Origin of the sequence: Methylocapsa aurea (assembly GCF_000746085.1) — a bacterium.
Taxonomy (GTDB): Bacteria; Pseudomonadota; Alphaproteobacteria; order Rhizobiales; family Beijerinckiaceae; genus Methylocapsa; species Methylocapsa aurea.
In genome coordinates this window covers 29,813-43,647 of the sequence record NZ_JQKO01000015.1, presented here as the reverse complement: position 1 = coordinate 43,647, position 13,835 = coordinate 29,813, and the positions used below count along the sequence as shown (strand labels likewise).

12 protein-coding genes are annotated in these 13,835 nt (G+C 62.3%); all 12 read left to right on the top strand.

Annotated elements, in window-relative coordinates:
* Positions 1-329: 329 nt before the first annotated feature.
* The 12 genes from pstS (DL86_RS11590) (at position 330) to DL86_RS11535 (ending at position 13,630) form a co-directional block, all read left to right on the top strand.
* Complete coding sequence (pstS, locus tag DL86_RS11590; RefSeq protein WP_036261649.1) at positions 330-1,355, top strand: phosphate ABC transporter substrate-binding protein PstS; 1,026 nt, start codon at positions 330-332, stop codon at positions 1,353-1,355.
* A 117-nt stretch (positions 1,356-1,472) separates the two neighbouring features.
* The gene (gene pstC, locus DL86_RS11585) at positions 1,473-2,405 is read left to right on the top strand and encodes a phosphate ABC transporter permease subunit PstC (RefSeq protein ID WP_245276347.1); all 933 of its coding nucleotides are present in this window, start codon (positions 1,473-1,475) and stop codon (positions 2,403-2,405) included.
* A 26-nt stretch (positions 2,406-2,431) separates the two neighbouring features.
* Complete coding sequence (gene pstA, locus DL86_RS11580) at positions 2,432-3,322, top strand: phosphate ABC transporter permease PstA (protein WP_036261646.1); 891 nt, start codon at positions 2,432-2,434, stop codon at positions 3,320-3,322.
* Positions 3,323-3,333: 11 nt separating this feature from the next.
* Complete coding sequence (gene pstB / locus DL86_RS11575) at positions 3,334-4,152, top strand: phosphate ABC transporter ATP-binding protein PstB (protein ID WP_084572870.1); 819 nt, start codon at positions 3,334-3,336, stop codon at positions 4,150-4,152.
* 20 nt (positions 4,153-4,172) lie between these two features.
* Positions 4,173-5,231, top strand: a complete 1,059-nt coding sequence (gene pstS, locus DL86_RS11570; protein WP_156964606.1) for a phosphate ABC transporter substrate-binding protein PstS — start codon at positions 4,173-4,175, stop codon at positions 5,229-5,231.
* Positions 5,232-5,253: 22 nt separating this feature from the next.
* Positions 5,254-5,973, top strand: coding sequence for a hypothetical protein (locus DL86_RS11565; protein WP_051953272.1), 720 nt, complete (start codon positions 5,254-5,256; stop codon positions 5,971-5,973).
* A 338-nt stretch (positions 5,974-6,311) separates the two neighbouring features.
* Positions 6,312-7,139: an enoyl-ACP reductase FabI gene (gene fabI, locus DL86_RS11560; RefSeq protein ID WP_084572869.1), complete on the top strand. Its 828-nt coding sequence runs from the start codon at positions 6,312-6,314 to the stop codon at positions 7,137-7,139.
* A gap of 13 nt (positions 7,140-7,152) precedes the next feature.
* Complete coding sequence (locus tag DL86_RS11555; RefSeq protein WP_036261633.1) at positions 7,153-7,806, top strand: 3-oxoacid CoA-transferase subunit A; 654 nt, start codon at positions 7,153-7,155, stop codon at positions 7,804-7,806.
* Positions 7,806-8,480, top strand: a complete 675-nt coding sequence (locus DL86_RS11550; RefSeq protein WP_036261524.1) for a 3-oxoacid CoA-transferase subunit B — start codon at positions 7,806-7,808, stop codon at positions 8,478-8,480. The genes DL86_RS11555 and DL86_RS11550 overlap by 1 nt, the downstream gene beginning before the upstream one ends.
* Before the next feature lie 136 nt (positions 8,481-8,616).
* A complete protein-coding gene (locus tag DL86_RS11545; protein ID WP_084572868.1) occupies positions 8,617-11,022 on the top strand; it encodes a DUF3141 domain-containing protein in 2,406 nt (801 codons plus the stop codon).
* Positions 11,022-12,431, top strand: coding sequence for a bifunctional enoyl-CoA hydratase/phosphate acetyltransferase (locus tag DL86_RS11540; protein WP_036261521.1), 1,410 nt, complete (start codon positions 11,022-11,024; stop codon positions 12,429-12,431). The genes DL86_RS11545 and DL86_RS11540 overlap by 1 nt, the downstream gene beginning before the upstream one ends.
* Positions 12,428-13,630, top strand: a complete 1,203-nt coding sequence (locus DL86_RS11535; protein ID WP_036261519.1) for an acetate/propionate family kinase — start codon at positions 12,428-12,430, stop codon at positions 13,628-13,630. The genes DL86_RS11540 and DL86_RS11535 overlap by 4 nt, the downstream gene beginning before the upstream one ends.
* Positions 13,631-13,835: the final 205 nt, after the last annotated feature.

Here is a 13,835-nt window from a genome sequence, read left to right as displayed (position 1 = left end):
CGGCGTGGGCGACCTGCGGATCGGCAACCTACGCGTGCGATGTCATCCCACTGTCACGTTGCGTGCTTACGGATGTCACCTCATGTGCTTACGGAGTGCCTGTGCGCTTTTTGGCGAGAATGTGGCGGGCCGCATGCCCTCTTTCCCGCCGGGTGTTCAGCTTCAAGGGAGACGCCTGCTCGCCATCGGCGCAACGCCAAGTGACAGACGACGGGTTTCTCTGCGCCGGCGACGCCCGCGGGCGGTCTTCGCCTTGTGGCTTTCGACGCAAAGGCCATGCGGGCCTTTTCCCTCTTCTAGGCAGTTCTTAAGACATGGAAGTAAAATCGATGAAGCGTCAATTGACCCTTGTAGCAGCCGCGGCGTTTGCCCTGGCTGCTCAAATTTCGCAGGCCAATTCAGAAGATTTGCGCCTCATTGGTTCGGGCGCCAGCTTTCCATTTCCAATCTATTCGGCTTGGTTCAAGGACTTCAGCAAGAAGACCAGCGGCGTCACGGTCGATTACCAAGCCAAGGGAAGCGGCGCCGGCATTCAGGATCTGATCAACAAGACGGTTGACTTCGCTGCGAGCGATGCGGCGATGAAGCCGGAAGAGATCGCCAAGGTCGCTGACGGGGTTGTTTTGCTGCCGATGACCGCCGGTGAGATCGTGCTCGCGTATAATCTCCCGGGCCAGCCGAAAAACCTGAAATTGCCGCGCGACGTCTACCCGGACATATTTCTTGGCAAGATCACCAACTGGAGCGACCCGCGCATCGCAGCGGCGAACCCCGAGCTGAAGCTCCCCAATCTGCCGATCACGGTGGTTCGTCGTTCGGATTCGAGCGGCACGACATTTGTCTTCACCAAGCATCTCAGCGCGATCAGTCCGGCGTTCAAAGAGCAGGTCGGCACGGGCACAAACGTTCAATGGCCGCAGAGCGACAAGATTGTCGCCGCTCCGAAGAACGATGGCGTGACCGCAACGGTCAAGCAGACCCCCGGCGCGATTGGCTACATCGAGTATGGCTACGCGAAACTGACGAAGGCCGACATTGCGCTGGTGCAGAACAAGGCCGGCAAATATGTTCCAGCGGGCGGCAAGGGCGGCGCGATCGCGCTCGCCAGCGCGGAATTCCCGCCGGATCTGATCGTTTGGGTTGACGATCCGACCGCTGCCGAAGCCTATCCGATCGTGTCCTTTACCTGGATGCTCTTCTATCAAAAGCAGGATCCGGCCAAGGCCGAGGTGCTTCGCAAACTCGTCGCTTACGGGCTGACGGACGGGCAGAAGATCGCCGACAGCATGGGATACATCCCGCTTCCCTCCAGCGTTATTGAAAAAGTCAAGGCGGCTTCGGCCAAGATCCAATAAGCACGCGCCTTTCAGCGTCGCTCCTCCCTCGGGAGCGACGCGGTCGGTGGAAATTGGCGAACTTTACTTAAGAGGTCCCTCGTGGCGGTCCAGTTTGTTTTGCCAAATGCAAAGTCCGTGTCGCAACCACCCTCGATCGCGGCTTACCTCGTCGATCGCGCCTTCTTTCTCGCCGCGACTGCCGGCGCCTTGGCGATCATCGCCCTAGTCGTCTACATTCTTTGGGAAATTGGCGGGCAGGCGCTGCCGGCGATCAGCCGCAGCGGCGCTGCTTTTCTCGCGAATTCCCAATGGGATGTGCAGAACGCCTCCTTTGGAATTTTGCCTCAGATCTGGGGCACGCTGTATAGTTCGCTGCTTGCTTTGCTGATCGGCGGGTTCATCGGGATCACGATCGCGATCTTCCTCACTCAGGACTTCTTGCCGCCCCGGATAGCGGTCGCCTTCCGCACGTTGATCGAGATGCTGGCGGCGATTCCGAGCGTCGTCTTCGGGCTGTGGGGCATATTCGTCGTCATTCCCTTCATCCGCCCGGCGGCCAATTGGCTGCATGACAGCCTTGGCTTTATCCCCTTTTTCGCGACCTCGCTCAGCGGCCCGGGAATGCTGCCCGCGGTGATCGTGTTGTCGATCATGATCCTGCCGACGGTCGCCGCGATCTCTCAGGACGCCATCGGCCTCGTCCCTTACAAGGTCAAGGAAGCCGCTTACGGAATGGGCACGACGCGGTGGGAGGCCATTCTTAAAGTCATCGTTCCCACGGCGTCCGGCGGAATCTCCAGCGCTTTGGTTCTGGGCTTTGGACGCGCGCTCGGCGAGACCATGGCGCTCGCCATGTTGATCGGCAACGCCAATCAGATCTCGCTGTCCCTGTTCTCGCCCGCGAACACGCTCGCCTCCTTGCTCGCCTCGAATTTTCCCGAGGCCGGTCAGATCGAACGCCAGTCCCTGATGTATGCAGCCCTTGTGCTGCTGGCGATTACGCTGGTCGTGAACGTGATTGGAACGCTCATCCTGGTCTGGACCTCACGGAAGATAGCGAAGGCATGATGAACAAGGCGACGAAAGCGACCCAAATGCGCGAGAGAACGCGGGGCGCCGCGGCGGCGAGCAAAGCGCTGAGTCTGCGGCGCAATTCCTTTGAGCCGCGGGCCCTGAGCAATCTGTTCCTGACAGTCGGCGCCTGCCTCGTGGCGGCGCTTGGAGCGGTCCCGCTCATTTCCGTACTCTATATGTTGATCGTGAAGGGCGGCGCTCGGCTCAGCGCGGAGCTGTTCACCGAATTGCCGCCAGCGGGATTCGAACTGGGCGGCGGCATTGGAAACGCCATCCAGGGCACTCTGGTGACCGTCGCGATCGCATCCGTCATCAGCATTCCGATCGCGATCCTCGCCGCCGTCTATCTTGCCGAATTTCGTCCCAATGGACGGATCGCTGCGATCGCTCGCTTTTTATCGAAGGTGCTGACGGGGTTTCCGTCGATCCTGGCGGGCGTCTTCGTCTACGCGGCGGTCGTTTTGCTCATGGGCAGTTATTCGGCCTTGGCGGGCGGCGTCGCGCTTGCCGTTCTGATGTTGCCGACAGTCACTCTGACCGCCGAGGGCGCCATGCGGATGGTGCCGCAGCGGATGAAGGATGCGGCCATTGGAATGGGTTGCACCAACGCGCAGGTCGTCTGGAGCGTGACGCTGCCAACGGCGCTGCCGAGCATCGTCACTGGCGTCATCCTCGCGGTGGCGCGCGTGGCCGGGGAATCCGCGCCGCTCCTCTTTACCGCACTGTTCAGCAACTACTGGCTGCGGAGCCTAAGGGAGCCGACCGCTTCACTGTCGATCCTGATCTACAATTTCTCGAGCATGCCTTTCGAAAATCAGATCGAGCTCGCCTGGGCGGCCTCTCTCGTGCTCGTGCTGATTGTCCTTACTTTCAATATACTCAGCCGCTTCATCGGCCGCCCGCAGGTCTAAGGAGGAATTCAATGTCCGACGTGGAATTACTCGAACGGCCGCAGGCGGTCCCTGCCTCGGATGTCGCCATCGACTGTCATGTGGACAAGATCTTCTATGGCAAGTTTCTCGCGGTCCGGGACAGCAATGTTCCGATCGAGAAAGGCAAGATCACGGGTTTCATTGGACCCTCCGGCTGTGGCAAGAGCACCGTGCTGCGCAGCCTCAACCGGATGAATGATCTCATCAAGGGCTTCCGGCTCGAGGGGCAGGTCAATTTCCTCGGGCAGGACGTCTACGCGAGAGGCATCGATCCAGTCGTCGTGCGTCGCCATATCGGAATGGTCTTCCAGCAGCCAAATCCCTTTTCGATGAGCATTTTCGACAATGTCGCCTTCGGCTTGAAGCTCAATCGCTTCAAGGGCGACATCGAGGAGCGGGTTGAGCATGCGCTCGTCCGCGCGGCGCTTTGGGACGAGGTCAAGGACAAGCTGAAGGCGAGTGGCCTGTCCCTCTCGGGCGGGCAGCAGCAGCGGCTGTGCATCGCCCGCGCGGTCGCGACCCAGCCGACGGTTCTTTTGATGGACGAGCCTTGTTCGGCGCTGGACCCGATCGCCACCAGGCGGGTCGAGGAGCTTATGCTTGAGCTCAAGAATGATTACACGATTGCCCTCGTCACCCACAACATGCAGCAAGCGCGCCGCGTGGCGGATGTGACGGCGTTTTTCTCGGTCGACATCTCGAGGGGCGGCCGCACGGGCTATCTCGTCGAGATCGGTCAGACCGATCAGATCTTCGAGGCGCCGCAAGAGCAGCTGACGAAGCAATATATTCGCGGTGACTTTAGCTAATCCAGGAACTTGAGGATCGCATGTTGCTTCCATTGAGACAGCTCACGATGAAGACAGCGGCGGCGCTTGCGGGCGCGCTCTGGTTTCTGGCCGCGGCGGCTGCGCCCGAGCGGGCCCTCGCGGCGGGGCTCGAGCTTCGAGGCGCCGGCTCGACCTTCGCGGCGCCTCTCTATGAGAAATGGATCGACGCCTTCCAGCAGGCGCATCCCTCCATCGCGGTGCGCTACGAGGCTGTCGGCTCGGGCGAGGGCGTTGTCCGCTTCAGCGCCGACGCGGTCGACTTTGGCGCCAGCGATGCGCCGTTGACGGCGTCCGCGGCTGTTAAGATCGGGCGCGGCGCGGTCCAGGCGCCAAGCACGGCCGGCATGATCGTGCTCGCCTATAATCTTCCCGGCCTCACGGGCGAGCTAAAATTGCCGCAGGATGTGTACGCCGATATTTTCATGGGCCGGATCAGTACTTGGGACGACCCCAGACTGCGCGCCGCCAATCCCGGCTTGGCCTTGCCTTCAAAGAACATAGCGGTGATCGGCCGGCAGGATTCGAGCGGAACGACCTTCGCTTTCACAAGCCATTTGGCCGCGGTCAGCAAAAGTTGGGCCGATGATGGGCCTGGCGTCGGCAAGCTCGTCGCCTGGCCGAAAGGCGCCATGATCGCTCGCGGAAATGAAGGCGTGGCCGCGCGCATTAAAATCAGCGAGGGTGCGATTGGCTATGTCGAGTTTGGCTTCGCTCGCCGCCTCGGCCTGCCTGTCGCGCTGTTGCAGAACAAGGCCGGCGCCTTCATCGCCCCGACCCAGGAGTCCGGGATCGCCGCTCTCGCGGCCTCGGCCGACCAAGGCCTCGAAGGACTTTCTGCGTCCATGATGAATCCCGCGGGCCTGAAAGCCTATCCGATCGTGACCTACAGCTGGCTTCTGCTTTACGAAAAATATCCCGCCGAACGGGCGCAGGCTGTAAGGTCTTTTGTCGACTGGGGTCTTACCGTAGGCCAGACATTCGCCGCTGATTTAGGATATCTCGCGCTGCCCCAGGCTGTCGCCGATCTTGGGAAAAGCGCCCTTTCCCGCATCAAGTAAGTTTGCGCGCAAGGAGGGAGATTTGGCGGTCCTCAATCTCCCTGCGATCAAGGCGGCGCTTCGCCGTCTTCAACGTCTGTTTCCGCAGATCAACAAGGAATTGTTCGATCGGCGAGACCCTCTTGATGACGAAGTCCTCAGCAACATGCTCGAGGGCTACGCTATGGTCGATCGCCTTATCCGCGAAGATGTGGATATATTCGCGATGGGTCAACTCCATTATTGGCTGGAGCTGAACGCCATCGTGCTCTGCGGCGTCGGCGACGCCGTGCGGTTGGACCATCGCCGGCTTATCGAAGCGACCGAGAACCGCTTTTACGGGCAGCCAGACGGCGGCATTCGCGACATCATGGATTGGTATGCGCGCAACCGGGGAGAAAGCGTCTGGCGCCGCGCGGCCGGCGTCTACATCCGAGTTTTAAGCGAACCGCAATTGTTCATCGAAGGCAATCATCGCGCCGGCGCGCTGATCATGTCCTATGTCCTCGCGCGCGAAGGCCGCGCCCCGTTCGTTCTCACCGACAAGAATGCGCGCGAGTATTTCAATCCTTCATCCGTGTTCAAAAAATCCAACAAACGCAGCATCATGATGCGGCTCAAGATGCCTGGGCTGACGAGAGCCTTGGCGGACTATCTCAAGCGCCAGGCAAATAAGGCCTTTCTTGATTCAACGGAGTCCGCGCAGGCCGGGACAGGCGATAATCCGCGTTCGAGCACCGTTGTGGGTCACGATGAACCCTGAGTCTGATGCAAGGAAAGGGGGTAATTTCACAATGCCGCGGATGTCGCTGGGGTCGCCTCCCCGGCATGCATTCGGGGACTAGCCTCTGCACGCCACGCCCTCGCTATTCCCGCCCAATTCCTCGATTGCCAACGCTACATGGTCACGAAGGCGTCATCGCCCTGGCGTAGCAATGCGACCTAGGGTTGCCCGCCCCCAATCGTGCAACGGGCCTGCGGATCGCCATCGTTTCGAAATGGGCCTCTTGCCGGCGCTGCTGGCGCGGCCCGCCAGATAATGCGCAGGCCTAATGTTGAATGGCGGCCCTCCGCCTCCGGCAATGGTCCAAGGGATTGTAGATGCACGATGTCGCCGAGCCTACCGATCCCCTGCCCAAGGTCTGGGACCCTGACAGCCGCATCGGAGACATGTTGCGGGGGCGGCGCGGCTTGGTGGTTGGGATCGCCAATGAACACAGCATTGCTTATGGCTGCGCGGTGAAGCTGCGGGCCTTCGGCGCGGAGCTGGCGGTCACCTATCTCAACGAGAAGTCGGAGCGTTATGTTCGGCCCCTTGCCGAGCAGCTGCAGGCTGGTCTGATTCTGCCGCTCGATGTCGAGCAACCGGGGCAGTTGGAAGCGGTGTTCGAGCGCATCCGCGCGGAATGGGGCCGGCTGGACTTTGTCATCCATTCGATCGCCTTCGCGCCCCGCCAGGATCTTCACGGGCGCGTCGTGGACTGTTCGCTCGCCGGCTTCCAGCAGGCGATGCGCGTGTCCTGCTATTCGTTCATCGAGATGGCGCGCTTGGCGGAGCCGCTGATCGCGCCCGGCGGCGCGCTGCTCACGATGAGCTATTATGGCGCGGACAAGGTGGTGAACAATTACAACGTCATGGGCCCCGTGAAGGCGGCGCTCGAGGCGACGACGCGGTACCTCGCGGCCGAACTCGGTGAAAAGGGGATCCGTGTCTTCGCGGTGTCGCCGGGCCCGTTGAAGACCAGGGCGGCGAGCGGCATCGCCGAGTTCGATGAACTTGTGGAGGCGGCTGTGTTGCGCGCGCCGGCCCATCGTCTCGTCGACATCGCCGAGGTTGGACGCGTGGTCTCCTTCCTCGTCGGCGGCGGCGCTTCGGGCATGACCGGAGACACGATCTTCATTGACGCCGGCCTTCACATCATGGGCTGAAAGGGAGGCCATCATGCATCGGGCGATTTCGGCGGCTGACGCGGCGGCGCTGATTCCGGACGGGGCCAGCGTAATGTTCGGCGGCTTCATGGGCGTCGGCTCGCCAAACCGCATCATCGACGCGCTGGTCGCGCGGGGCGCCCGCGGATTGACCATCATTGGCAATGACACCGCCTTCCCGGGCGTTGGCGTTGGCAAGCTGATCGATGCGGGATGCGTCGCCGAGGCGCGCGTGTCTCATATCGGCACCAACCCGGTGACTCAGAAAAAGATGATCGCCGGGGAAATCAGCGTCGACCTGATCCCGCAGGGGACGCTGGCCGAACGCATCCGCGCCGGCGGCAATGGCCTTGGCGGCATCCTGACGCCGACCGGCGTCGGCACGGTGGTGGAGAAAGGCAAAAGGGTCATTGAGGTCGATGGCCGCGACTTCCTGCTTGAGTTGCCGATCCGCGCCGATTTCGCGCTGCTCCGAGCCCATGAGTCCGACTATAACTGCAATCTCACCTATCGTTTGACCGCCACGAACTTCAACCCGCTCATGGCTTTCGCCGCCGTCTGCGTGATCGCCGAACCGGATGAGATCGTGCCAGTCGGCGTGATACCGCCAGATGCTGTGCGCACGCCCGGGATTCTCGTGCATCACCTCATCGAAAGGCCGCTTTAATGGACGCCAAGGAGCTGATCGCCCGCCGGGTCGCGCTGGAGCTTCGCGACCGCACGTTGGTCAATCTCGGCATCGGCCTGCCAACCTTGGTCGCGCGCTACGTGCCGCCGGGGATCTCCGTCGCCTTCCAAAGCGAAAACGGCATCATCGGATTCGGCGCGCCGCCGCCCGAGGGGATGGAGGACCCGAACCTCACCGACGCTGGCGGCGGCTTCATATCGGCTCTGCCCGGCGCGGCCAGTTTCGACAGCGGAACGAGCTTCGCGCTCATCCGCGGCGGCCATCTCGATATGACGGTTCTCGGCGGTCTGCAGGTCGACGGCTCCGGACGCCTCGCCAACTGGATGGTGCCCGGCAAATTGGTTCCCGGCATGGGCGGTGCGATGGACCTTGTGGTCGGCGCCAAGCGGGTCATTGTCGCCATGCAACACGTCGCCAAAGGTCAACCGAAGATTGTCGCCAGCCTCGCCTTGCCGGCCACGGCGACGCGGCGCGTCAGCCTTGTCGTCACCGATCTGGCGGTGATCGAACCGACTTCCGAGGGGCTCCTCCTGCGAGAGCGGGCGCCCGGCGTGAGCGTGGATGAGATCGTGGCGAATACTGGCGCCGCTCTCCTGATCATCGGCGACGTGCCGGAAATGCCGATCGCGATCCCCGAACGGGATGCGGCATGACGCGCAAGATGCGGCATTAGCTGGAGCTTTGCGCGCATATCGCGAAAACGTCATCGTAAGATGCGAGAAAAGTGCAAGGCCTTCTTCCTGGCTTGAACTTCGCGGCGCCCCAGGCTGCTCAAAGAGGAAACGCGCCATGTTAAAAGTGCTCCCCCAACCCGCATCAGCCAAATTTGCGTCGGCTGACAAGCTCGGCTTTGCAAGAAGAGGGGAACATCTCGGCCGGCAATTTTCGGAATTGTCCGCGCTGGAGCACTCCCTGGCCGGTCTCGGCAGCGATCATTTCCAGCGGATAAACGCCGCCTATGGGAAACAAAGCCAACAGTTGTCGGAAGAGTGGCGCAAGGTCTTTGAAAACCTGTCCCAGTCGAAAGATCTATCGCAGGAGTTTTTGGCCTACATCATGGATGCGGGACAGCGGGCGATGCTGTTTCTAGACATCATGCGGGAGGTCGGCAACTACGCCGTCGAGGAGATGGAAGGCCGCGACCGTTTGGTTCTGGTTTATGATTACGAGACAGTGGTCGACGGCCGCGGGCTCGAGCGGCCGGTCAATTATGCGCTTGTGCAAATTCTGCCTCCGGAAGGGGTCCATGTCGACCCCACGCTGCGGCCCTACATGATCATCGATCCGCGCGCCGGACACGGCGCGGGGATCGGCGGCTTCAAGTCGGACAGCCAGGTCGGGGTCGCGCTCGGGCAAGGTCATCCCGTTTATTTCGTGATCTTCCATCCTAAGCCCGAGCCTGGGCAGACCCTCGCCGATGTCTGCGTGGCCGAGGGACAGTTCGTGCGTGAGGTGACGCTGCGCCATCCCGACGCGCCGAAGCCGGTGATCATCGGCAATTGTCAGGGCGGCTGGGCCGCGATGCTGCTGGCGGCGTCGAACCCCAACGTCACGGGACCCGTGGTGGCCAATGGCGCTCCTTTGAGCTATTGGGCCGGAGTAAGGGGCAAGAATCCGCTCCGCTACTCAGGAGGCTTGGGATTTGGCACCTTGCCGGCGGTTCTTGCCTGCGACTTCGGCAGCGGCGTTTTTGACGGCGCGCATCTTGTGTCGAATTTCGAGGCGATGAATCCGGGCAATACCAAGTGGCTGAAATATTACAATGTCTTCGCCAACGCGGACACCGAGGGACCGCGCTTTAAGGGCTTCGAGCGGTGGTGGTCCACCTTCTATTTTATGAATGAATCTGAAATTCGCTGGATCGTCGAGAGCCTCTTTATCGGCAACAAGCTGCAACGCGGCGACGCCCTGCTCGGCGGACGCGGTCCAGTGGATCTCAAGAAAATCAAGGCGCCGATCATCGTTTTCGCCAGCCAGGGCGATGACATCACTCCGCCGCAGCAAGCGCTGAATTGGATTCCGGCCGTCTACGGCGACGAACGCGAGATCCGGGCCCGCGGCCAACGCATCGTTTACATGGTGCACAAGGACATCGGACATCTCGGAATTTTCGTCTCCGCCAAAGTTGCGAAAAAGGAGCATGATCGGATCGTCACGACGCTTGAAATGATCGAAGCGCTGGCGCCTGGCCTTTATGAAATGCGGATCGAGAAAAAGATCGGCGAAGGCGTCGACGCGCAATACATCATGTCTTGCGAGGAGCGCACCATTGCCGACATCCGGGCGTTCGACGATGGGCAGGACGACGAGAAGTCCTTCGCCTTGGTGGCGAGACTCTCGCGATTCTGGGTCGACGCCTATGAATTGACGGCGCGGCCCTTCGTCAAGGCAATGGTGACGCCGGCTTTTTCCGAAGCGCTGGTGCGGATGCATCCGCTGCGCGTGCGCCGTTACCTTGTATCGGACAAGAACCCGGCCATGCAGCCGGTGGCGGCATTGGCCGAGTCCGTTCGCACGCAGCGTAAGCCTGCGGCCGCTTCCAATCCTTTCCTGCAAAGCGAGAAGCTGATTGCGAGCATGATCGAGCAGACGTTGACGTTCTGGAGCGACGTCAGCGCGGCGCGCAAGGAGCTTCTGTTTTTCAGCCTCTACGCCAACCCGTTCGTGATGCGCCTCAACGAAGGCCATGTGCCAGATCCAACCGCCAAGCTCGGCGAGACCTTGCGCGAACTGCCAAAGGTCGAGGCCGCGCTGGCGAGCATCGAGCGCGGCGGCTTCGCCGAGGCGGTGATCCGGATGCTGATCCTGATGGCGCGCTCGCGCGGCGCCGTGCGGCAGTCGCGCCTGGAAAGATCGAATGCGATTCTGCAATCCACCGAGCCGTTCCAGGCGATGGGGGATGATCTTAGGACTCAGATCATCAACGAACAGACGCTGATTATCGACTTCGAACCCGAGGCGGCGATTGGCGCGCTGCGCAAGCTGTTGCCCAGCGCGGCGGAGCGGCAACGGGCGATCAAGCTGGTCGAGGACATTGCCGGCGATCCGGCCGAGATGAGCGAACCGACGATCCGCATGCTTGCGCGTCTCCGCGAGACCTTGAGCGCGCCGTCCTCGAACTTCGAACCGGCGGCGGCGAAGCCTTGGACGGACACAGTGGGGAAGCTGATGTCTCTGGAGGCTGTGGAGGAGTGATGCGCACCAATAAGACTTTCGCCGAGCTCGCGATCGGCGATGAAGCGTCAATCACCCGGGTGGTGACGCCAAACGACCTCATCGTTTTTGCCCATGCCAGCGGGAATTTGAACCCGAAAAACCTCCCCGATCCAACCCCCGGTCATAACGAAGCGCCCGCTGCGCCCGCGATGTGGGTTGGATCGCTGTTCTCGGCCGTGCTTGGCAATTTGCTGCCAGGCCCCGGAACCATTTATGTCTCACAGACGCTCAGCTTCCACGCCAGGGCGCATGTCGGCGACGCGTTGAAAGTATCGGTGCGGGTGGAGGAGCTGCGCCCGCCGGCGATCGTCGTGCTGCAGACGCGCGTAGAGCGCGGCGGCGAGTTGATCGCCAAGGGGATCGCGGAGGTCCGCGCTCCGGTCGCCCGCCAAGTGATCGACGATGTCGAGCTTCCGGAGCTGACGGTGCAGCATCACTCTCAGGTTGAGCGGTTGCTTGGCGCCTGCCGGAATCTGCCGCCGATGCCGACCGCCGTTGTCGCCCCCGAGGAGGAGAATGCGCTGCTTGGCGCGCTTGCCGGGGCGCGGGAAAACCTCATCATTCCAATCCTGATCGGCGACGCCGCGCAGATCCGCGCCATTGCGGCGAGCAATGGCGCCGACCTTGCCGGAATCGCGATCGAGGATGCGCCCAGCCACGACGCGGCGGCGGCGCGCGCGGTGGAGATGGTGCATCAAGGTCTGGCCACGGCGGTCATGAAGGGCCATTTACACACCGACGCGCTTCTCAAGCATGTTGTGAAGTCTCAAGGCGGCCTGCGGATCGGACGCCGGATCAGCCATGTGTTCGTCATGGATGCGCCATCGCTGCATCAGCTTTTGCTGGTGACCGACGCCGCCATCAACATCGCGCCGACGCTTGAGGAAAAGGTCGACATCGTGCAGAACGCGATCGACCTCGCCCAGGCCTTGGGGATCGCGCGGCCGAAAGTGGGCGTGCTGTCGGCCGTCGAGACGGTGAATCCAAAAATCCAATCGACCCTCGACGCGGCCGCCCTTTCGAAAATGTCGGAGCGCGGGCAGATCCGCGGCGGCGTCGTCGACGGGCCGCTAGCGATGGACAATGCGATCAGCCTATCGGCGGCCAAAACCAAGGGGCTCACCTCGCTGGTCGCCGGCCGCGCCGACATCCTGGTTGCGCCAAACCTCGAGGCGGGCAATATTCTGGCGAAAGAGCTGACCTATGCGGCGCAGGCCGAGGGAGCGGGCCTAGTGCTGGGCGCCAAGGTGCCGGTGCTGCTGACCAGCCGGGCCGATGATGAGCGCTCTCGCCTTTTCTCCTGCGCGGTGGCGGTCCTCTATGCGCACTGGTTGTCCACCGGGCGCAGCGCGGTGGAGCCGGAAGCCTTGAAGGAAGCCGCCGAATGAGCCGCCACGTCGTCACCCTCAACGCCGGGTCGTCCTCGATCAAATTCGCGCTGTTTGAGCTGAACGGGCGTGAACCCGTGGCGCTCGCGGTCGGCCTGGTGGAGATGCTCGGGGAGCAGCGGCGCCTCAAGGCGCGCGATGGCGGCGGCGCGCCGATCCATGAGGACGCATGGACGGACGCCGGCGACGCGCCATTCCATACCGAGGCGCTGCGGCGCGTGCTGGCATGGCGGCTGGGAGCGTTTCCGGAGGCCAATGTGGTCGCGGCCGGCCACCGCGTCGTGCATGGCGGCGTTTATTTCGACGCGCCAGCGCTGGTGACCGACGAAGTCTTGCGCATTCTTGAAAGCCTGTCGCCGCTCGCGCCGCTGCACCAGCCGCATAATATCGCCGGCATCCTCGCGGCGCGCGAGGCATGGCCGCATGTGCGGCAGGTCGCCTGTTTCGACACCGCTTTCCACCGCGCGCACCCCTTCGTCAACGACGTGTTCGCGCTGCCGCGCAAATTCTACGACGAAGGCGTGCGGCGCTACGGCTTCCATGGTCTGTCCTATGAATATGTGACGGAGAAGCTGCAGCAGGTGGCGCCCTTGCACGCGGCCGGGCGCGTCGTCGTCGCGCATCTTGGCAATGGGGCTTCGATGTGCGCCATCCGCGACGGGCTGTCCGTTGCGAGCTCGATGGGTTTCACGGCGCTGGACGGGTTGCCGATGGGCACCCGCTGCGGTCAGCTCGATCCGGGCGTCGTGCTCTATCTCATGCAGGAAATGAAAATGAGCGCGGAGGCGATCGCCGACTTGCTCTACCGGGAGTCCGGGTTGAAAGGCCTGTCGGGGGTCTCGCACGACATGCGGGAGCTGGAGGCCTCGGACCGGCCGGAGGCGCGGCAGGCGATCGAGTATTTTGTCTTCCGCATCCGCCGAGAACTGGGCGGGCTCGCGGCGGTGCTGGAGGGGCTTGACGCCATGGTCTTCTGCGGCGGCATCGGCGAGCACGCGTGGCGGGTGCGCGAGCGGGTGCTGGAAGGCATGGAGTGGATCGGCATCGAACTCGACCGCACCGCCAACCGGGCCAGCGAACAGGTCATCTCTTCACAACGCTCGCGCGTGCGCGTGTTCGTGATCCCGACGGACGAAGAGGCAATGATCGCGCGCCAAACGCTGGCGGTGCTGGACCGCGCCGTCGCCGCCGCCGCCTAGAGCCGGATGACTTTGGACGGAATCGCAACCGATCTCGTCCAAAGTCTGAATCCGCCTCTCATCAAAGAGTTAGAGCATGATGTCGTCCGAAAACCGGTTTCCACTTTTCGGCATCATGCTCTAGAGCGCTTTCCGATCGAACGAAGTCATTCGATCGATTAGAAATCGCTCCAGCGTTAGAGAATTTGAGCATATTCTCGTCGAA

Coding starts and splice junctions, on each gene's coding strand:
- pstS (WP_036261649.1), top strand. CDS start 330: ATGAAGCGTCAATTGACCCTTGTAGCAGCCGCGGCGTTTGCCCTGGCT.
- pstA (WP_036261646.1), top strand. CDS start 2,432: ATGCGCGAGAGAACGCGGGGCGCCGCGGCGGCGAGCAAAGCGCTGAGT.
- pstB (WP_084572870.1), top strand. CDS start 3,334: ATGTCCGACGTGGAATTACTCGAACGGCCGCAGGCGGTCCCTGCCTCG.
- pstS (WP_156964606.1), top strand. CDS start 4,173: ATGTTGCTTCCATTGAGACAGCTCACGATGAAGACAGCGGCGGCGCTT.
- fabI (WP_084572869.1), top strand. CDS start 6,312: ATGCACGATGTCGCCGAGCCTACCGATCCCCTGCCCAAGGTCTGGGAC.
- DL86_RS11555 (WP_036261633.1), top strand. CDS start 7,153: ATGCATCGGGCGATTTCGGCGGCTGACGCGGCGGCGCTGATTCCGGAC.
- DL86_RS11550 (WP_036261524.1), top strand. CDS start 7,806: ATGGACGCCAAGGAGCTGATCGCCCGCCGGGTCGCGCTGGAGCTTCGC.
- DL86_RS11545 (WP_084572868.1), top strand. CDS start 8,617: ATGTTAAAAGTGCTCCCCCAACCCGCATCAGCCAAATTTGCGTCGGCT.
- DL86_RS11540 (WP_036261521.1), top strand. CDS start 11,022: ATGCGCACCAATAAGACTTTCGCCGAGCTCGCGATCGGCGATGAAGCG.
- DL86_RS11535 (WP_036261519.1), top strand. CDS start 12,428: ATGAGCCGCCACGTCGTCACCCTCAACGCCGGGTCGTCCTCGATCAAA.